Here is an 18,697-nt window from a genome sequence, read left to right as displayed (position 1 = left end):
TTCTATAAAAACCATCTACTACATGTAGTTTAAAAATCTTCAAAGCTATACCACCAAATATGCTTATATCTTAAGTAATTAAATTAAGGATGATATTCGCATATGCAATTGTGCCAAGTAAGAGTTATGCAATTTCCTCAAATATCTATTCCTTTTAAAATGTTATTTTTTCGATATTTTATATCCCCAAACCCCAAATAATCATTTAGTTTTAGAAATAGTTAGTCAATATAAAAAGCTTCAGTGAAAAATTTTCACTGAAGCTTTTTATATTGACTATTTTACAAAGAAATTCATAAAGAACGTAATTATACCAATATTAAAGAAGTCTATAAACAAACTACCTATTAAGGGTAATATGAAAAATGCCCTTGGAGAAGGTCCAAATTTGCTAGAAATAGCATTCATATTAGCCATCGCATTCGGTGTAGCTCCCATACCAAATCCACAGTGTCCACATGCCATAACTGCAGCTTCATAGTCCCTACCCATTACATTAAATGTCACAAAGTAAGCAAATAATCCCATAAGAACTGCTTGAGCCAATAGCATCACAACAAGTGGGCCGGCTAAATCAGCTAACTGCCATAGTTTTAATCCCATCAATGCCATTGCAAGGAATATGGACAGTGAAGTATTTCCGATAATATCGATTTCTTCTCTATAAACTTTATAGGCACCTGAAAAATCAGATATATTTCTAATAATCGCTGCCGCAAACATTGCTCCAAGGTATGGAGGGAATGTCCTACCGGTCTTCTGAATAAGCATTGATATTATGGTTCCTATTCCCATGGCTAAAATAATTTGTGCAGCCCCTGCCATAAAACTACTTGAATTCAATTCACTTTTTAGACCCACTTCCGCGATTGCTGCCTCTGATAATCCTATATTATCCTTCTTCTGAACTTTTTCTAAGAGATTATTTTTTTCAATCAATCGTTTTCCTAAAGGTCCACCAAGCATACTACCCATGATTAATCCAAATGTTGCTGATGCCATGGCAACTGTAGTCGCTCCTACAGCTCCTTTTTGTTCAAACACTGGGGCAAATGCACCAGATGTACCATGTCCTCCCGTCATTGGTACGGAACCTGTACTAAGTCCTATAAGTGGATTAATATTGAAAACCTTTGCCAAGCCTATGCCAACAACATCCTGTAAAATTACTAATATAATAGCAAATACTAAAAATACTCCGACCTGTAATCCACCTTTTTTAAGCAACTTAAAGCTTGCTGTAAATCCAACGGTTGTAAAAAATGCTGTCATAAATAAATTCTTAAGTGTCATATCCATCTCTAAGGTAAAGATTCCCGTTTGCCTAGATATTAAAATTAAAATTGCAAATATGATTCCACCAATTACCGGAGCAGGAATACAAAATTTCTCAAAGAAATTTACCTTTTTCTTAATTCCTTGACCTAGAAATAAAATTACTATTGCTAATGCAAGGGTTTGTACCACATCAAGATTTAATACCATTCATCATACCTCCATATAATAATTTTATGTAGCGATTACATACTAAAATTATTATACATACGTACGACTTCATCTCCCCTTTTCCGACAGAATGGCACAGCATTTTTTTAGATTTTTCTAATATTTCATTTTCGGTGAAATTTATATTTCATTTGTCTGATAATTCAACTTGGAAATCATACCTTCAATAAATTTTTTAATAGATATCTTTCCACGCTCTTGCTTGGGATTATCAATATGCCTCATTTCTTGTTTAACTTGCTTGAAGTCAAACAACGTTGTACTATACTCTGAAAACTTGGTGTTGTAATAATCATCATGTCCTAATTCCGCAATGGTTTGAAGAGATTTTTGAATAGTTCTTCTGATCCTTTTCTCAATAGTCCTTTTATTAGCAACTTCATCTTCCCCTAAACTCTTTTCCTTTGCAAGCTCATCATATATTTTTTGCAATTGATATGTGGTAGAGGGATTTCTTCGCTTCATATCTATTATTTTATAAATGACTTTTTTTAAATCGCTACTTCCTGTATTTCCAACAATCCCTATGTCGGTGAATATATTAACGATTTGCTCATCTAGGCCAACTTCCCCTGAGGAATCTCTACCCTTTATTTCGCCAATATTTAGTACGGCATTTTTTATTAGTGCCACGGACTTTTCAAGTTCGATATTACGACAGACCCCCTTAATAACATTAATAGCTTCTATATTATTAATTGGCTTACTAATAAAGAATAGTATTCCGCTTTCATAGGCCTTTGAAATCATTTCTTCATCCTCAACCTGAGAGATCATAATAAACTTTCCCTTGTAGCCTTCTAACTTAGCCATCTTAATTATCTCAATTCCATCTTTAATAGGAAGAAGTAAATCTATAAGTATGATATCCGGATTGTAAAAAATGATTTCTTGAACTGCATGTTCTCCGCTATCCAGCTCAGCTACAACTTTCCCAAGTTTCTCTTTGCGTATCAAAAACCCCAACATTTTTCTGATATTAATATCGTCATCAATTATTAAAAAAGTCTTATCCATAAGCATCACCCGATCAATGAATTTTTGGGTATTATTAGGCTTATCCGTGTTCCCATATTTATATTTGATTTTATTTCAATATCACCATCTAGATCCTCAATAATATTTTTTATATGGGGGAGTCCAATACCCGTAGACGATTTTCCCGTTACTTCATCATATTTAGTTGTAAAGCCTGGATTAAAAATATAAGGAAGAATTTCTTCTTCTATACCTTCTCCAGTATCCCTAACTTCAAAGCAAACATTTTCCCCATCATTAAATTGTATGACTTCTATTATATCCCCGTTTCCACATGCATCTATACTATTTATTATTAAATTGTTAAGCATAGAGAATAAAGAATAATAATTCTTTATCTCAAGGTTATCTTTGAAATCAAAGGAAATTTTTATCATCTTATTGGTTTCCCTAAGATATCTAGTTATATTATCTCTAATAATCGCAAAAACATCTTCGAGTGTCATTGTACCATTATTTTCAAAATTTTTCAAAAAACTTTCAAAGCCCTTTAATACCCTATAATAATCCTTTTTTATTTCATGTACTTCCCTTGATATATTCAGAGTTTTTTCCTTCAACTTTTCATTATCTTTGTATTCTTCATATAAACTATAGCTCTTACTCATTACCCTTTCAATATCCTTCATTGATTTTTTCAAGTAGAACATTTCAGCCTGAATATCTGAAATTATCTTATTTAGTTGACTATATCTTTTTTGATGCTCCCTAGCCAATATAAATAATTCCTGCTTTTTATAAAACCAATATATAAAATATGCCATGAAACTCCTAATTAAACCTACGAGAAAAATAACTTTTATCATATTCAATGAAATATTATTCCTTATAACCGCCTCTAGAACATTGCTTAATGAATCAATCACCGTCAGAAACAAAACAGTTCTTAAAAGATTATCCTTATCATTTTTAACCTTCATCCCTTTCGCAAGTAAACCATACAGTATGTAGTAAAACATTGAAGGTATGTTTAACAAAGCAGCCCCACTAATAGTCATGTCTTTAAAAAGAATACCTATGATATTTCTAATTAAAAAAACTGCTAATCCACATAAAAATGATAACTTCAGTTCAGAAATATCATTGATCATCAAAATAAATAGGCTAAGTGCTATAACACCTACGGAGAACCTTAAACTACTGGCGAAGGGATAGAAATATATTTCACTTAAAAAAGCTATAACCAATGTTAACAATAGATATGTTTTGTGGTTTTTCATCTCAACCTCCAATTTTTAGTAAATATAAAAATTCTAATAAATCTCTTGAAAATCATATCGAAAAATTGGTAATGTCAATTGTATAAGCCCATCAGTTATAACTATCTTTATCATACTTTCAAAGAAATATTAGTAAGATAAAATCACCTTCTTATTATTTATAGGTGGTTACATAAGAAGGTGATCTTTAGCAGATTGATAACTTAAAGCTTTTATCATATAGCGATTTCCTTTTAGCTCCCTTTACAAACCAATTTTGTCCTGTTAAAGTAATGCAGTCTATTTACTCTTAGCAAATACCATAAAATTTCCCACGAACCTTCAGTTCATTCTAAAATTTTATTAACTAGATGAAAAACTGGTTTGTAGGAGGAGCATAAAGGGATTATCAGTGACTACTTGAATAGGCAAAACTTTATAAGCGTAAACCTATAACTTCGTCAAATTATAATAGATATTGATTGAATATGAAGAATTCCCGCTATTACCTCGGAAATATTATTACTTGTACATTTTATTGATTGCGTTTTGAATTTCTTCATTTCCAAGGAATTCATCAAAGGTAATTTGTTTATCAAACACTCCATTTGGAGTTATTTCAATAACTCTGTTTGCAATAGATTGAACGAACTTATGGTCATGGGAAGTAAATAGCATAGTCCCCTTAAAGGCTATTAACCCATCATTTACAGCTTGAATAGACTCTAGATCCAAGTGGTTAGTTGGTTCGTCAAGAATCAATACATTTGCCCCTGAAAGCATTAATTTTGAAAACATACACCTTACCTTTTCCCCACCAGAAAGAACACTAGCATTTTTCAAAGGTTCATCACTGGAAAACAACATTTTTCCTAGGAAGCCTCTTATAAATGTCTCAGATTTTTCTTCGGAGTATTGTCTAAGCCAATCAATTAGATTCATATCAACATCTTCAAAATACTCAGCATTATCCTTCGGCAAATATGCTCTTTTGGTGGTAACCCCCCACTTTATGGTTCCCTCGTCGGCTTCAATTTCACCCATTAATATCCTAAATAGAATTGTCTTTGCCATCTCATTTTTTCCAAGAAAAACAATTTTATCTCCCTTGGTTAAAGTAAATGATATATTATTTAAGACCTTTACCCCATCTATTGTTTTACTTATTCCATCTACAATTAAAATGTCCTTACCAGCTTCTCTATCCGGTGTAATTCCCACAAAAGGATATCTTCTTGATGATGGCTGTATATCATCTATGGTAATCTTGTCCAATAATTTTTTTCTTGCTGTTGCCTGCTTTGCCTTTGAAGCATTGGAACTAAACCTTGCAATAAAGGATTGGAGTTCTTTAATCTTTTCTTCTTTTTTCTTGTTTTGATCCTTTATTAGCTTTAATGCCAATTGACTAGATTCATACCAAAAATCATAGTTACCCACAAATAATTTAGCCTTTCCAAAATCTATATCCAGCATATGTGTACATACCTTATTTAGAAAATGTCTATCATGGGATACAACTATAACAGTATTTTGGTAGTTAATTAAAAATTCCTCTAACCAGTTTATGGTCTTGAAATCCAAGTGATTTGTAGGCTCATCTAACAAAAGAATATCTGGATTACCGAAAAGAGCTTGGGCTAATAGAACCTTAACCTTGTCACTACCCTTTAATTCTTCCATTTTCTTATAATGTAAATCCTTAGTTATTCCCAAGCCTAATAATAACTTTTCAGCATTTACTTCTGCTTCCCAACCATCCAATTCTGCAAACTCGCCTTCAAGCTCAGAAGCTTTTATTCCATCGGCTTCACTAAAATCTTCCTTTTGATAAAGAGCATCCTTCTCTTGCATTATCTCATAAAGCCTTTTATATCCCATTATTACTGTATCTAAAACAGTATATTGATCAAATTCAAAATGATTTTGTTTTAGTACGGCTAATCTTTCCCCCGGTGTTATAGACACATCTCCAGTATTTGGTTCTATTTCACCGGATAATATCTTTAGGAAAGTTGATTTACCCGCTCCATTAGCACCTATTACACCATAACAATTCCCTGGGGTGAATTTTACATTCACATCTTCAAATAATTTCTTATCCCCAAATCTTAGTCCAATTCCTGTAACTGTAATCAATTTAATTTGTTATACAACTATATAGAATGTGAATTTATCACCATATCTATACTTGCATAACATCCTCCTCTCAGTTTTATAACTAGAAACAAAAGGGTCTTAAACACTTTTGTTTTTTATGATTTCAAAAAAAATTACACAACTGAGAAAAGCTAAAATTATATAATTTCCTCAATTAATTGTGCAATGTTTTGTACAACCTATTCTATTATACAATCTTTATCTAAATAATTGAATACTTTTTATTTATTTTCATTTTAAGATTTGTTATAATGTATGGGTCTAAAATTATAGTTTTCAAACCATAATTTCCTAGATATTAAAATACATTAAAATACAAACAATATTAGTGGGTGATAATATGACTTATGAATTGAGCATTAAGGAAAATAATACTATTAAAAATTTTGACATCGAAGCAAATGAGCCTGAACTTGCACTCTATGAAGCCGTAGATACTCTACAGCTGTGGATGGGTGCGGATTGGATGAACAATGCAAAGGATAGACTAAATAAATCCTTTAATACCTTCGAGAAAGAACTGGAATCAAAGGGCAAAACTGAATTGGGATATAATATAATACTGAAAAAGAAAAGATAGACGACATCATAGTCGTCTCAGATTGTAGCCAAAGTCTACAAGATGGCAGGTTGCCTAAGAATTCGAAGTTCGAGGCGTGCTGAAAGCAAGAGGCCGCAGCGTATATAGATATACGTAAGGGTTCTTGGTTTCAGCAACAACGAAGAAATTCGGGTTTTTAGGCAGCCTTAGACGACATAATAGTCGTCTTCTTTATTATTACCTTCCCTCGTGGCATGCTTGATCTAACACGATTACCATAGCTAGTATAAAGGGATGACTTTCCCCTTCAGATATATCAACTCCATAGGTATCGGAAAAGGTGAACCATTCTTTACTGATATTTGCTACCACTAGCCCTTGGGATAATATTTTATACTCATGGGCTAAGAAATCGCCTTCTAAAATATATTCTTTTCCCTTACTTTCAATAGAAAATTCAGTTCTGAACAGTGTAAACTTCTTCTTCACTTTAGCTATAACCTCACCATTAACATATATATTGTATACGGGTAAAAAATTGAAAAGCTGCTGCTCGATATATACTAGTTCTCTATCCTCTAGGTCATATAATCTTAGTTTTTTGCCTAAAGAAAATACCTCGCCCTTTATACTATATACATCCTCTTCAAGCTCGTTTTTGATATAAAAGCTCGTTCCTAAGCTAAATATTTTTTGTTTTATAATATATTTCATATTAAACTCACCTCATATAATATTTTATATAAATCTATAGATATCCTAGCTAAAACCTTGACTTATACAAGTCCAAAATGCCCAGAAACATCGCATATTTGTCCATGTATAAGTTAAGTTATACTATGAAAACCCTATATATATAATACATTAAAATTCAAAAATAATCTGTGATATTTTGTGAAAATTTGAATTTAAGGAAATTGCATAACTCTTACTTGGCTAAGTTGCATAATATATACGGTATAGTTCTTAAGGTTTTTTGACTATATATAGTAGATAGTTTTTGCAGAAGGTAATTATGCAATTTGCTCATTTGTTATATCTCATTCACTAAATGCCACTCAAATGAATATTATATATAGATATACTTATATAAGAACGGAGGTATTAATGGTGAAAAGGCTAAAGCCTGAGAAATTAAATGTGGAATTTCGATTAGGGGTCACTCCTAGAAACCCTATTATCCCTCGGCATTATACATTGACCCATTCAGATATAACGGGAGATCTTTTTTTAACAATTGGTAGAAATTATGCATATGATAAGATTATGCCAATTAGGGATGAGGTCTTAGGTAAATGGAGTTTAATAAATAACAGGTATGTTCTTTCCGTATATGTTCACGTTGACGGCCAGAATGGTTTAGCTACGACCTCAAGACGTAATGAAATATTTATAAGAGAACTGCCCTTAGCACTGGAAGCTATACGTTATGGAGACAAGGATTTCTTTAATGCCCATCCTTTTTTAGATAATGCTCCTATATTTGTTCACTTTTATTCAATTTATCCTAAATTTAATCGTATTGAATATTGGGGAACTCCTTCTAATTATAAATAGAATATAACACCACCTTTATATGATCTTAATATTCATATAAAAGTGGTGAGATTATTTTGCCCCTTATTATTTATTTTCAACTATCCTACTAATAAGATCTTCTTGGACAAACTCACTTTTACTCATTCCTTTTTTGAAATTAAAATATCTTATTTGCTTATATTTAATATTATCTATTTCAAAATCCAGTACATCGATTCTATCTCCTTTATAAATCAATGGTTCCCTTTTACCCTTAATAAATATTTTAACCTCCATATCTATTTCTCCTCTTTATACATTTTAGTATCTAATATAAATTGTATAGCTTTTAGGCTAGTCCCAATGCTTTTTTTGCTAATTGATCTGCTTCTTCATTATATCGGTCACCAGAATGTGCCTTAACCTTGACAAATCCTATTTTTACTTTCTTCGATGCTTCATTATAATATTGTTTATATTTTATTGTCCCTGGCTTTCTAGCCTGCCAAGCACCGCTACACCATTTTTCAATTCCTTCATAATCATGATATATTGTTAAGCTGGAAGCATTTTCATCTAAAGCAAATTTCATAGCTATTTCTGCACCTTTAATTTCCCCAGCCACATTCCTCATATCAGCCAATTCCTTATCTTCACCTAATTTGCTCATGGTGATTTTTTCATTGTCATATAATATTACAATACCTGAGGAATACTTATGTGTCCTATTATCATAGCTTCCATCTACATAGGCAATAATTTCACCATTAGAATCATTGGTGATATATATATTAGAACTATCCCCTTTATCAGTATTATTGGCATTAGACCCCTTTATGTATTCTAATGCTTCACCTTCTGTCTTAAATTTTTTAAACTCAGCTCCTGAATATCCCTTTACTTGTTTTTCACATTCTGCCCAGCTATTAAACATCCCAACTTTTTTACCTTTTCTTACAGCGTATATGTATTTATTTTTTTTCTCAGACATTGTTGCCTCCCCATGTGTACTTATATTTATATTCCCCAATTTTCAAACTAATATAAAAACACCACTTTTATATGTTTTAAATAACATAAACAAAAGTGGTGTGATTTTCCATAGCTTAGCTATAGTATATCATTATTTACAGCCAAAAATCAAGGAGTGAACCATTCTATGATTTTTTGAAATATACTATGCACATCTTTTCTTATTTCTCACATTATAACCATTAACTACTTTGTATATTCCTTTCCTATATCCCAGCATTTCGCAACTGCATTTCCTGTACTTAGATATTGTCTTTTATGCATTTCAAATAAAATTGGCTTTGCTTTTTCATAATCGATTTTTCCATCGTCGGATAATACTTCTTCATCCGCATATGTATTTACAGGCTTTACGATACAATGATCATAGGTTTCTGTTTCATATACCTCTACTATTTCACATTCCATAGCAATTGGTGATTTGTGAATAAGGGGTGCCCCCTTTAACTCTCCATTAAAGTATTCAAATACATCTGATTTATCAACTTTTTTACCCGATACCATTCCTACATAATCCGCTTCTGCTAACATACCCTTGTCGACCATATTAACGGAAACAGTCTTATTTTCTTTTAATCCCGTATTTGTATAGTGACCCTTTGCTATACTAAGAAGCATCTTATCCATTCCCCATATGCCTAGATGTGCCACATTCATCCAATTAACCTTTCCCTCAATCTCAGTCCCTATAATAGCCACCGGTGTAGGATATAATCCTACTACTGATCCCAAATTCTTTTTCAAAATCAACACCTCACTTTTTAATTTTAATTCAATCTTGAACTATTTATCTAAAACTTTACTTAAGAACCTGTATAATGATTCTTAAGTAAAGTTCGTAATTGCTTTTACCATCAATGATACAAATTTATCCTTTTCTTGGGGTGTAAATCCTTCATATAGCTTATCTATTAATCTTTCAGAAATTTTATCAAAATCTTCCTTGAGATGAATAGTTTTTTCAGTCACCACGACATAAGTAACTCTTTTGTCGTCCTTACATCCTTCTTTCATCAAATATCCTAGTTTTACAAGCCTGTTTATCATTTCAGTTATGGTGGATTTTTGTTTGAGCATAGTCTCATACAGGGTTTTTATCTGTACCCGCCCACCATTTATATATACAATAGACAACAGTCTTCCATGACTGGGTAGTAAATCCTTATGTCCTATTTCTAGAAGTTCATTTCTAAAAAAGTTATTAATCTTGGTTTGCAGTAAAGAATTATATCTAGCAATGCTCCTATTTTGTTCATACATTATATCACCTATCTTCATTATAGTTCAATGTTGAACCATTGTCAAACTCACAAGTCCCAAAGGAGCAATATGGTGATTTACCATATTTATTTATTTCATCATTCCCTTTGACAAACAATATACAAAAAAGAACATATATATTGTAAATTGGGACTAAGAGATATAAAAGATGTTCTAAGGGTCTATTTAGATCATGTAGTCTTTGAACCATGAGACATGATATACTCCAAACCTCAGCCAATCTTACTATATACCCTAAAGTTTTATGGATTATTATATGGATTCCATCATAGGGATATGCTGTGACAAGGGCACCTATACTTGATTCCAATATCATTAACATAAAAAGATACCCCCAGAAATGACTACGACGTATTCTACCATTTGGTGTAAAAATATTATGCATAAGATCAGCTCCCATCTAAACCGCTAGCCATATTATAGCAAAATCATTAAAACAAGTCTAAATTCACACACAGCCATCCCAAGAAAATTTATGTCAACAGGAACTTAAATATTTTTTCAACTTAAAGAGACTACCCTATCAAACTAAGGTAGTCCCATCATACATCATGGTTTGTCTTTACCTACTATACAAACCAGGTTTTCCAACACTTTTACATTTCTTCATAATTCGTATAAACGTTCTGTACATCATCACAATCCTCAAGAAGATCAATAAGCTTATTCATCTTCTTGATCTGGTCTTCATCTGTAAGAGCAGTCATGGTTTGTGGAAGATATCTAAGCTCTGCCATTGAGAACTCGTAGCCGTCTGCTTGTAGAGCATTTCTAACGGCAGCAAAGTCACCTACCTCAGTATATATCTCGAAGTGAGTTTCCTCTGCCATAAAATCCTCTGCTCCAGCTTCAAGGACTTGCATCATTACTTCTTCTTCGTCCATTGAATCAGTTCTGTCAATTACTAAAACGCCTTTATGGTCAAACATGAATGCTACGCACCCATTTGCCCCTAAGTTTCCATCACACTTAGAAAAATAACTTCTTACATCGGCAGCAGCTCTATTTTTGTTATCAGTCAATATCTCAACTAATACTGCAATTCCACCTGGTCCATAGCCTTCATATGTGAACTCATCAAATATAACACCCTCAAGCTCTCCTGCTCCCTTTTTTATGGCTCTATCTATATTATCATTAGGCATATTCGCGGCCTTAGCTTTTTCAATAGCAGTTTGTAATGCTGCGTTATATTCAGGATCAGAACCGCCTTCTCTTGCTGCAACCATTATATATCTTCCAAGCTTTGTAAATACTTTTGCTTTCTTAGCATCCTGCTTATTTTTTCTATTAACTATAGTACCTATTCTACCCATAAAAAATCCTCCCTTTTTGCATCTGCAAATATTTTATCATATTAAACTGCATTCAACAATAAATTCTAGTCATATTTGGGAGGTGATGGAGGCATTTTTCTTTTATGCTCAGTTCTTTTATTAAGCCCCTCAATTATATCTCTATGCTTCTGGGGTATTTCCTTTCCTTCTACTAAATCATCTATCATATTGTATGTAGTTCCCATCTCATTTTCATCGGTTTGGCCTTCCCAAAGTCCTGCTGAAGGGGGTCTATCTAATACTGTCTGAGGTACCCCTAAATATCTTGCCCATTCATATACTTCTCTCTTTGTTAGATTAGCTATTGGAAGAATATCCACTCCTCCATCTCCATATTTAGTAAAGTATCCAGTATAAACTTCAGCAGCATTATCAGTCCCTACCACTAAATAATTAAGTGAGTTTGCCACTGTATATAGGGTACTCATTCTCATTCTTGCTCTAAGATTTGCATCAGCTAGTTTTCTATTTTTATCTGCATCTAGTTTTTCCTTTATAAGCTCATTAGTTACTTTACCAAAAATATTGTCTTGATCGTCAGTCAAATCCACAGTAATATGTCTTAATTCAGCAGCCTCAGCAACGTCTATAGCATCATTTTTATCTTTTTCGTTACTTTTACAGGGCATAATAACTCCCATAGAATCTTTAGGAAATGCCTTTTTAATAAGAAAGGCTACTACGGAGGAATCAATTCCACCGGAAAGTCCTACAATCAACCCATCGGTTCCTGAATTTTCAACTTGGCTCCTAAGCCACTCAACTATGCGATTAATTTTTTCATCAATAGTTCTATTCATTTTACCACCTCATGTTTTTATATTCAGTTTTATCTTTATTGAGGAAATTGCATAATTCTTACTTGGCTAGGCCTAATATGCGAATATCATCCTTGATTTAATTTCTTAAGATATAAGCATATTTGATGATATAGCCTTGAGGATTCTTAAACTATATATAGTAGACAGTTTTTGTAGTAAGGCAATTATGCAATTTGCCCTATTATCTATATAATAAGATATTATAACATAATTAACGGATTATACCATAATAAAAACTTATTAACCATAGGCAACCGCGAGTTTTACCCAAATACCTCTTTAAAAATTGTGTCCGTTGAAATAATAGCAACTCTATTAACTATATTATATAACCATATAAAATAAATCCCCCCCTACAACAGTTATTGTCATAGGGGGTATTTACATACTCAAGTAGAGTATACTTATACTAAATATTATCTAACTTAGATTATTCATTAAAGTCATAATTTGAATTTTCTAATATGAGTTTTCCTATTTCTAACAAATCCTCATCATCTATTTGTCCATTTACAACGATATCCGTGTTATACTTAGTTAGTTCTGAAGATGCCGGGTCTTTAGAAAAATGTCTGGCATCAATACCTAGGTCAAGCAATGTAAATTCTCCACTATTATTGACATCTGCTACTGCTTCTATTATGATTGTTCCCTGGTCACATTCTTTATCGGCTAAGTCTTTTTCCATATCAATACCGTCTGTTACTCTACCCTTTGTTATATCCACAAGAGCGTCTCCTACTTTGATTCCTTTAAATTTTAATTTAAGCAATATTTTTTTAGAATCTATGATATTTGCTTCACCTTTACTTGCTACTATAACCCTTAAGTCCCCGGTTTCTGCTTTTTCAACGGATTTTACTAACTTCATTCCATCCACTTCTTCGAATCCTAAGAACTCTAATTTTTTTTCATCGTAATCTATTCGTATATCTTCTGCTGATATTTTGCTAATGTTATCTATGACTAAATTAGCAGTTACTATTTCATTTACTTTTATTTTCTCTTTTTCTGGTTCTATGTCCAATACAATAGAATTCCCAATAGGTTCTTTATATTCTATCAATTTTCCGTCTTCATCTATGTCTATGGCGTCTAAAGAAAAATATTTGTTACTACTTAAAGTATTATTAATTATCTCAACTGTATGTTCATCTTGTGATAAACCAGTTTTTTCATATGCAATGGCAATTCCTTTATCTCCGCTAGTAATATATTCACTATAATTATCAATAACACTACCATCCACTTTGACGATAATATTGTTACTTCTATTGTGATTTAAACAAGTAATGATACGAAACTTTGTACCATGGAAACTAAATTTAAAACTATCATCCAATGTTCCATTGTACGAAATACTCCCATTATACGTACCGCCAGCCGACTGACTTAACCAATTCCCTTCTAATTCTATTAATGAATTTTCATCATCATATCTTCTCCATCCATCTTCTGGCTCCGGCAGTCTATCACCAATCTCTACTGCAAAAGCCTGTATTCCTAAACTAGTAAAAACAAAACATACCATCAATAACACTACCCACGATTTTTTACTCTTCATCTTTCGTCCTCCTTAATTTATGTCATTTTACACATATTATAATTTATATTTTTCGACATTTGTAGTAATTTTTACCGACATTTTTCGACTCGCAGCAAAAGTAAGGGTTATTGTCCACCGATAACCTGAATTAGTCCCTTACAGCAAAAAAGATCGCCTTAGCGACCTTTTGATACGATTATAATAAAAAATATTACTTTATTTATTCTTCTGGATAAAAGTTGCTAACGGATAAATATCGTTCACCATAGCTTGGAATTATAACAACTATCTTTTTGCCCTTTCCTAATATCTTTGATTTTTCTATTGCTGCATATACAGCTGCTCCCGATGAAATACCTACTAGAATTCCTTCCTCTAAAGCTACTTTCCTAGCTGTTTCTAATGCATTCTCATCCTCTACTCTGTATATTTCATCAATTATATCCGTATTTAAGATATCTGGTATAAAGCCGGCTCCGATTCCTTGTATTTTGTGGGGGCCTGGTCTTCCTCCGGATAATACAGGGGAGTTTTCAGGCTCAATAGCTACAACCTTGACCTTATCTAATTTACTTTTTATGACTTCGCCAATACCAGTAATAGTGCCACCCGTACCTACCCCTGCTATAAACATATCGAAATCATCATCCATTTGGTCAAGTATTTCTAAAGCAGTACTTTTTCTATGGGCCTCTGGATTTGCTTTATTCTTGAATTGCTGGGGCATAAAATAGGATGGATTTTCCTTAACAATTTCTTCTGCTTTATCGATGGCTCCCTTCATTCCCTTAGCACCTTCTGTTAAGACTATCTCGGCTCCAAAAGCCCTTAAAAGCTTTCTTCTCTCAACACTCATAGTATCCGGCATAACCAAAATAACATTATATCCCTTAGCTGCTCCAATCATGGCTAGCCCTATACCCGTATTCCCACTAGTAGGCTCTACTATTGTTCCTCCTTCTTTTAGGTAACTATCCCTTTCAGCAGCTTTAATCATACTAGCAGCGATTCTGTCCTTTATACTACTGCCTGGATTGTAAAACTCCAGCTTCAAATAAATATCTGCACCATTTTCGGGTTTTAGTTTATTTAATCTTACGATAGGTGTATTTCCTATTAGTTCCATGATACTATTTGCTACTTTCATTTTTGAGGCCTCCTCAATCCATAGTATTCATATCGGTTTTTATGGTTTTATTTTATTCCATATTTAATTTTATGTCAATAGCCACATAGTTGAACTTTAATCCCTATAATATATATTTGCATCTAATACTATTTTATGTATCTAAGCCTTATAAAAGGGTTAAATTAATATAGATACTTTAAATATATATGGTATATAGAGATTCCAGTCAAAACTTCAATTTATACATCTCAAAACTCCCCAGAAACATCGGATATTTAGATATGTATAGATTAAGATTTACCCTAAACTCTCTATAGCGAGGATGGTCTTTATGAAAATTAATATATTCAAAATTAGTATTTTAGGGATATTCACTGGTTTGACAAATGGCCTATTTGGTTCGGGGGGTGGAACTATATTGGTCCCTGGAATGATATTTCTATTAGGAATGGAAGAACATAAAGCACATGCTACAGCTATTTCAATAATTCTCCCCTTAACAATTGTGAGTACTTATATTTATTTGAAATCCGGCATAGTTTCATATAATGTCACTTTTAAAGTGGTTGCTGGAGGTGTATTAGGGGGATATGTAGGTGCTAGACTTCTTAATAAAATTCCTAATAGAATTTTAAGAAAAATATTTGCTATTTTTATGATGATAGCAGCCTTTAGGATGGTGTTCTAAATGTTCTTTTCCATAATTGGCTTTTTCTCTGGCATCATCAGTGGAATGGGTATCGGCGGGGGAACCATACTTATACCCGCTTTAATATTATTCACAAGTTTAACGCAACAACAGGCACAAAGCGTAAACCTTTTTACCTATATTCCAATAGCTTTGATTGCTGTAATCACCCATATAAAGAACAAAAATATAGAAAAGAAAATCTGGATACCATTAACTCTAACGGGGATTATCGGTGCTTATTTTGGGGCCAAGCTAGCGGTCAAGCTTCCCTCTAATCTATTAAAAAGGATCTTTGGAATATTTCTATTTATAATGGCGATATATCAATTTTTTTATAAAGATAAAGATAAAAATAAAAGACCACATAAATAACATGGTCTTTTGCCCTTTATCCTAATGCAACCAATACACAATCATAATAAACATATTTTAAATCCTTTGCTTCCGCCAAATCAATAGTTTCTGCATCGAAGGTACCCGGTTGAAACCACACATATTTTATTCCATTATCAGCAATTTCTTCAACCATTGGTTTACTTATTTTAGGTGAAACCACCATATCTACACAATCTGGTTTAACTGGCAGCTCTGAAATGCTTTTATAAAGCTTTTCACCCTCAAGCTCTTCATATTTGGGATTTATACCATAGACCTCGTATCCTCTGGACTTAAGCTTTTTGAATATCTTATATCCAAACTTTGATTCATCTGGAGTTGCCCCAACAACGGCCCAGACCTTTTTCCCTAACATTTCTTCTTTTACTTTTTCTATATTATCCATTTACTTTCCCTCCAGTATTTTATAAAGACATGTCTTCCTATTTAAAATTATACCCATTTAAGGCGGATTCAAAAGATAAATTATCGAGTTAAGGTATATAGAAAAATCAGTAACCTTTTAATCCTCAATAACCTTTCCGTCATATATGGTTAGATAGACTTGATCCTTTTCTTCTATCATTGCTGTTCCACTGCTTATATCAGTGATTTTGTTGACAAGCTTCTCACTTTCAGAGGGGCTACAATAAACGTAGATATTTACTTTATCATCATACACCGTATCCTTTATACTATATTCCCCATTCATTAGTTCATTTTGAATCTTGCCATGCAATGTATAGTCTATTCTAAATAAATACACATCATTTATGGCCTTTTTAACTACCTTGGCATCCTTTATCGCCAGTTTAGCAGCACTAGTATATGCTCTCACTAGTCCACCGGTTCCCAGCTTTATTCCTCCAAAATACCTTGTCACAACCATAACAACATTCTTTATTTCTTCTTTTTTTAGCATTTCCAATATAGGTACTCCAGCAGTTCCAGAGGGCTCACCATCATCACTATATCTTTGTATTTCATTATTTTCTCCAATTACATAAACCGGTACATTATGAGTTGCATTCCAATGCTGTTTTTTTATTTTTTCAATAAATTCTATAGCCTCTTGTTCAGTGTTCACAGGTTTTGTATATCCAATAAATTTAGACTTATTTATTATTTCCTCCGCCTGTGCATACTGGAGTAACGTCTTGTAATCCTTAGCCATAAATTCACCCGCCAATCTAATATTTAAATTTATACTTAAACCCCCATGTACAGAGAGTTCCAAGTAAATCTTAATTTATACACATCAAAAATCCCTAGAAACATCGGATATCCTGAGATGTATAAATTAAGTTTAACTTTGGGAAATCTATATTATATAGGGATTTTAGTATAGACTTTAACTTATACTATGAAAACCCTATATATAAAATCTAATGCTTACAGGAGTGAGGTTAAATGCATATTGTTTATCATTGTGTCACAGGATGTCATTCTTCATCCACAGCTGCCGCTATTCATCTGGGAATGCTTCCCATAGATTATAAGCCTAGTTACCATGATCTAATAAGTGTTCCTTTTTATGATGAATTGGAAGAAAAGGATCGAGGCAAATTAATTAATAGAGGAACAGATGATAAGGGTAATAGTATATATACCCTTAGCAGAAAATATTTACCCCATCTTATTTTACCAGTAGTCTTAGATACATGGAAAATCTTCAATCAATCCCAAGACCAACTGATGCTTATTAATACACAACCATGTGTAAATGGCTTCATGAAATTGGGAGGATATTTATCTAGAGGCATGAAGTTTACTAAAATAGGTAGACCCATGGTTGCAAAGGGAACGCTTTATTCCTACAATGATATTGCCAATATAGTAAAAAACACAAGAAGTTTACTTAGTTAATCTCAAATTTATATTCTCTATTGATTGTAAATATGCCCTCTTCACGTAATCTTTCTCATGATTTTTCTTTATGGCTTCATTAAGCATATGTAGTGAAGCTTTATTTCCTATATGCCTAAGGGCTTTAGCCGCATACTGCCTAACCTGTGGTTTGTCATCACTCAATGCCTTATGTAGTATTGGTAAAGCTTTTTCACTTCCTATTTTGCCAAGGGCAGAACAAACCATCCTTCTAACATTACCATTGTTATGCAGTATATCTTTAGACAATAATCCTATTAAGCTAACATCCTTAATTTCACCAATCAGCCATATCAATGCAGCTTTATCCTCTGGGTTTTTTATGGAGCCATATTCTTTCCTAATTTGCTCCATGAAATTCTCTAATTCTTCCCTTGGCTTTTCTTGAATACATCTCAAACGTTCTTCCTTAGTAAGCTCCAATACCTTGTCTAGTAAACCTTTTTCATTCTTATCAGATTGAATGGTCCTCAGTTTAATCTTAGCATCAATTATATCCTTTTCTACTTTTTCCCTGGAAATATTTCTAATCCTGCCTATGATTTCTATTGTTTTTCCTTCCCTATATAACATATATGTTATTATACAATCATCAAATTTTTGGGCATCATCCCATGACATTTTTGAAGTACCCAC

Annotated in this window: 22 protein-coding genes; 5 read left to right on the top strand and 17 right to left on the bottom strand. The window is 32.7% G+C overall.

Translation table 11 applies throughout. The features are described from left to right. Nucleotides 1–276: 276 nt before the first annotated feature. From gltS to N4A68_09510, 4 genes are all read right to left on the bottom strand, one after another. Complete coding sequence (gene gltS, locus N4A68_09525; GenBank protein ID MCT4564531.1) at nucleotides 277–1,485, bottom strand: sodium/glutamate symporter; 1,209 nt, start codon at nucleotides 1,483–1,485, stop codon at nucleotides 277–279. A gap of 141 nt (nucleotides 1,486–1,626) precedes the next feature. After that, complete coding sequence (locus N4A68_09520) at nucleotides 1,627–2,523, bottom strand: response regulator (GenBank protein ID MCT4564530.1); 897 nt, start codon at nucleotides 2,521–2,523, stop codon at nucleotides 1,627–1,629. Between the two features lie 5 nt (nucleotides 2,524–2,528). Next, complete coding sequence (locus N4A68_09515; GenBank protein ID MCT4564529.1) at nucleotides 2,529–3,764, bottom strand: ATP-binding protein; 1,236 nt, start codon at nucleotides 3,762–3,764, stop codon at nucleotides 2,529–2,531. A 501-nt stretch (nucleotides 3,765–4,265) separates the two neighbouring features. Beyond that, the gene (locus tag N4A68_09510; GenBank protein MCT4564528.1) at nucleotides 4,266–5,882 is read right to left on the bottom strand and encodes an ATP-binding cassette domain-containing protein; all 1,617 of its coding nucleotides are present in this window, start codon (nucleotides 5,880–5,882) and stop codon (nucleotides 4,266–4,268) included. Between the two features lie 361 nt (nucleotides 5,883–6,243). Here N4A68_09510 and N4A68_09505 point away from each other — a divergent pair, with 361 nt between their 5' ends. Continuing rightward, nucleotides 6,244–6,483: a hypothetical protein gene (locus N4A68_09505; protein ID MCT4564527.1), complete on the top strand. Its 240-nt coding sequence runs from the start codon at nucleotides 6,244–6,246 to the stop codon at nucleotides 6,481–6,483. Between the two features lie 198 nt (nucleotides 6,484–6,681). Here N4A68_09505 and N4A68_09500 read toward each other — a convergent pair whose 3' ends face one another. Next, complete coding sequence (locus N4A68_09500; GenBank protein ID MCT4564526.1) at nucleotides 6,682–7,158, bottom strand: LURP-one-related family protein; 477 nt, start codon at nucleotides 7,156–7,158, stop codon at nucleotides 6,682–6,684. Between the two features lie 396 nt (nucleotides 7,159–7,554). Between N4A68_09500 and N4A68_09495 the strand changes: the two genes are divergently transcribed. Continuing rightward, the gene (locus tag N4A68_09495; GenBank protein MCT4564525.1) at nucleotides 7,555–8,001 is read left to right on the top strand and encodes a staygreen family protein; all 447 of its coding nucleotides are present in this window, start codon (nucleotides 7,555–7,557) and stop codon (nucleotides 7,999–8,001) included. Nucleotides 8,002–8,067: 66 nt separating this feature from the next. Here N4A68_09495 and N4A68_09490 read toward each other — a convergent pair whose 3' ends face one another. From N4A68_09490 to cysK, 9 genes are all read right to left on the bottom strand, one after another. Next, on the bottom strand, nucleotides 8,068–8,259 hold the full coding sequence (locus N4A68_09490) for a hypothetical protein (GenBank protein MCT4564524.1): 192 nt from the start codon (nucleotides 8,257–8,259) through the stop codon (nucleotides 8,068–8,070). 52 nt (nucleotides 8,260–8,311) lie between these two features. Continuing rightward, a complete protein-coding gene (locus tag N4A68_09485) occupies nucleotides 8,312–8,953 on the bottom strand; it encodes a ribonuclease H family protein (GenBank protein ID MCT4564523.1) in 642 nt (213 codons plus the stop codon). Nucleotides 8,954–9,180: 227 nt separating this feature from the next. Then, nucleotides 9,181–9,738, bottom strand: a complete 558-nt coding sequence (locus N4A68_09480; GenBank protein ID MCT4564522.1) for a flavin reductase family protein — start codon at nucleotides 9,736–9,738, stop codon at nucleotides 9,181–9,183. A gap of 81 nt (nucleotides 9,739–9,819) precedes the next feature. Beyond that, nucleotides 9,820–10,254: a MarR family transcriptional regulator gene (locus N4A68_09475; protein ID MCT4564521.1), complete on the bottom strand. Its 435-nt coding sequence runs from the start codon at nucleotides 10,252–10,254 to the stop codon at nucleotides 9,820–9,822. A 4-nt stretch (nucleotides 10,255–10,258) separates the two neighbouring features. After that, nucleotides 10,259–10,660, bottom strand: a complete 402-nt coding sequence (locus tag N4A68_09470; GenBank protein ID MCT4564520.1) for a DUF805 domain-containing protein — start codon at nucleotides 10,658–10,660, stop codon at nucleotides 10,259–10,261. Between the two features lie 211 nt (nucleotides 10,661–10,871). Then, nucleotides 10,872–11,591: a YebC/PmpR family DNA-binding transcriptional regulator gene (locus N4A68_09465; protein MCT4564519.1), complete on the bottom strand. Its 720-nt coding sequence runs from the start codon at nucleotides 11,589–11,591 to the stop codon at nucleotides 10,872–10,874. Between the two features lie 65 nt (nucleotides 11,592–11,656). Continuing rightward, complete coding sequence (nadE, locus tag N4A68_09460) at nucleotides 11,657–12,412, bottom strand: NAD(+) synthase (protein MCT4564518.1); 756 nt, start codon at nucleotides 12,410–12,412, stop codon at nucleotides 11,657–11,659. 451 nt (nucleotides 12,413–12,863) lie between these two features. Continuing rightward, entirely contained in the window at nucleotides 12,864–13,997 is a 1,134-nt protein-coding gene (locus N4A68_09455; protein MCT4564517.1) for a cohesin domain-containing protein, read from the bottom strand. Nucleotides 13,998–14,199: 202 nt separating this feature from the next. Beyond that, the gene (gene cysK, locus N4A68_09450) at nucleotides 14,200–15,126 is read right to left on the bottom strand and encodes a cysteine synthase A (protein MCT4564516.1); all 927 of its coding nucleotides are present in this window, start codon (nucleotides 15,124–15,126) and stop codon (nucleotides 14,200–14,202) included. Nucleotides 15,127–15,439: 313 nt separating this feature from the next. Between cysK and N4A68_09445 the strand changes: the two genes are divergently transcribed. Both N4A68_09445 and N4A68_09440 read left to right on the top strand, forming a co-directional pair. Continuing rightward, nucleotides 15,440–15,796 carry a sulfite exporter TauE/SafE family protein gene (locus N4A68_09445; GenBank protein MCT4564515.1) on the top strand — a complete coding sequence of 119 codons (357 nt, stop codon included), beginning with the start codon at nucleotides 15,440–15,442 and terminating at the stop codon, nucleotides 15,794–15,796. Then, nucleotides 15,797–16,171, top strand: a complete 375-nt coding sequence (locus N4A68_09440; protein MCT4564514.1) for a sulfite exporter TauE/SafE family protein — start codon at nucleotides 15,797–15,799, stop codon at nucleotides 16,169–16,171. 16 nt (nucleotides 16,172–16,187) lie between these two features. On the opposite strand, the gene N4A68_09435 is transcribed toward N4A68_09440, so the two are convergent. Together N4A68_09435 and N4A68_09430 are read right to left on the bottom strand one after the other, a co-directional pair. Further along, a complete protein-coding gene (locus N4A68_09435) occupies nucleotides 16,188–16,580 on the bottom strand; it encodes a CoA-binding protein (GenBank protein ID MCT4564513.1) in 393 nt (130 codons plus the stop codon). A gap of 117 nt (nucleotides 16,581–16,697) precedes the next feature. Further along, nucleotides 16,698–17,348 (bottom strand): YigZ family protein, encoded by a 651-nt coding sequence (locus tag N4A68_09430; protein ID MCT4564512.1) that lies wholly within the window; start codon nucleotides 17,346–17,348, stop codon nucleotides 16,698–16,700. A gap of 236 nt (nucleotides 17,349–17,584) precedes the next feature. Here N4A68_09430 and N4A68_09425 point away from each other — a divergent pair, with 236 nt between their 5' ends. Beyond that, on the top strand, nucleotides 17,585–18,040 hold the full coding sequence (locus tag N4A68_09425; GenBank protein MCT4564511.1) for a DUF3189 family protein: 456 nt from the start codon (nucleotides 17,585–17,587) through the stop codon (nucleotides 18,038–18,040). On the opposite strand, the gene N4A68_09420 is transcribed toward N4A68_09425, so the two are convergent. Beyond that, nucleotides 18,029–18,697, bottom strand: coding sequence for a HEAT repeat domain-containing protein (locus N4A68_09420; GenBank protein ID MCT4564510.1), 669 nt, complete (start codon nucleotides 18,695–18,697; stop codon nucleotides 18,029–18,031). The genes N4A68_09425 and N4A68_09420 overlap by 12 nt on opposite strands.

This window comes from Maledivibacter sp. (genome assembly GCA_025210375.1).
GTDB lineage: Bacteria > Bacillota > Clostridia > Peptostreptococcales > Caminicellaceae > JAOASB01.
Note: the sequence above shows the minus strand (reverse complement) of the source record. Positions and strands in the feature narration are given on the sequence as shown.

Excerpts from the sequence above, each read along its gene's own strand:
- gltS (MCT4564531.1), bottom strand. The coding sequence starts at position 1,485 with ATGGTATTAAATCTTGATGTGGTACAAACCCTTGCATTAGCAATAGTA.
- N4A68_09520 (MCT4564530.1), bottom strand. The coding sequence starts at position 2,523 with ATGGATAAGACTTTTTTAATAATTGATGACGATATTAATATCAGAAAA.
- N4A68_09515 (MCT4564529.1), bottom strand. The coding sequence starts at position 3,764 with ATGAAAAACCACAAAACATATCTATTGTTAACATTGGTTATAGCTTTT.
- N4A68_09505 (MCT4564527.1), top strand. The coding sequence starts at position 6,244 with ATGACTTATGAATTGAGCATTAAGGAAAATAATACTATTAAAAATTTT.
- N4A68_09500 (MCT4564526.1), bottom strand. The coding sequence starts at position 7,158 with ATGAAATATATTATAAAACAAAAAATATTTAGCTTAGGAACGAGCTTT.
- N4A68_09490 (MCT4564524.1), bottom strand. The coding sequence starts at position 8,259 with ATGGAGGTTAAAATATTTATTAAGGGTAAAAGGGAACCATTGATTTAT.
- N4A68_09485 (MCT4564523.1), bottom strand. The coding sequence starts at position 8,953 with ATGTCTGAGAAAAAAAATAAATACATATACGCTGTAAGAAAAGGTAAA.
- N4A68_09475 (MCT4564521.1), bottom strand. The coding sequence starts at position 10,254 with ATGTATGAACAAAATAGGAGCATTGCTAGATATAATTCTTTACTGCAA.
- N4A68_09470 (MCT4564520.1), bottom strand. The coding sequence starts at position 10,660 with ATGCATAATATTTTTACACCAAATGGTAGAATACGTCGTAGTCATTTC.
- N4A68_09465 (MCT4564519.1), bottom strand. The coding sequence starts at position 11,591 with ATGGGTAGAATAGGTACTATAGTTAATAGAAAAAATAAGCAGGATGCT.
- nadE (MCT4564518.1), bottom strand. The coding sequence starts at position 12,412 with ATGAATAGAACTATTGATGAAAAAATTAATCGCATAGTTGAGTGGCTT.
- N4A68_09455 (MCT4564517.1), bottom strand. The coding sequence starts at position 13,997 with ATGAAGAGTAAAAAATCGTGGGTAGTGTTATTGATGGTATGTTTTGTT.
- cysK (MCT4564516.1), bottom strand. The coding sequence starts at position 15,126 with ATGAAAGTAGCAAATAGTATCATGGAACTAATAGGAAATACACCTATC.
- N4A68_09445 (MCT4564515.1), top strand. The coding sequence starts at position 15,440 with ATGAAAATTAATATATTCAAAATTAGTATTTTAGGGATATTCACTGGT.
- N4A68_09440 (MCT4564514.1), top strand. The coding sequence starts at position 15,797 with ATGTTCTTTTCCATAATTGGCTTTTTCTCTGGCATCATCAGTGGAATG.
- N4A68_09435 (MCT4564513.1), bottom strand. The coding sequence starts at position 16,580 with ATGGATAATATAGAAAAAGTAAAAGAAGAAATGTTAGGGAAAAAGGTC.
- N4A68_09430 (MCT4564512.1), bottom strand. The coding sequence starts at position 17,348 with ATGGCTAAGGATTACAAGACGTTACTCCAGTATGCACAGGCGGAGGAA.
- N4A68_09425 (MCT4564511.1), top strand. The coding sequence starts at position 17,585 with ATGCATATTGTTTATCATTGTGTCACAGGATGTCATTCTTCATCCACA.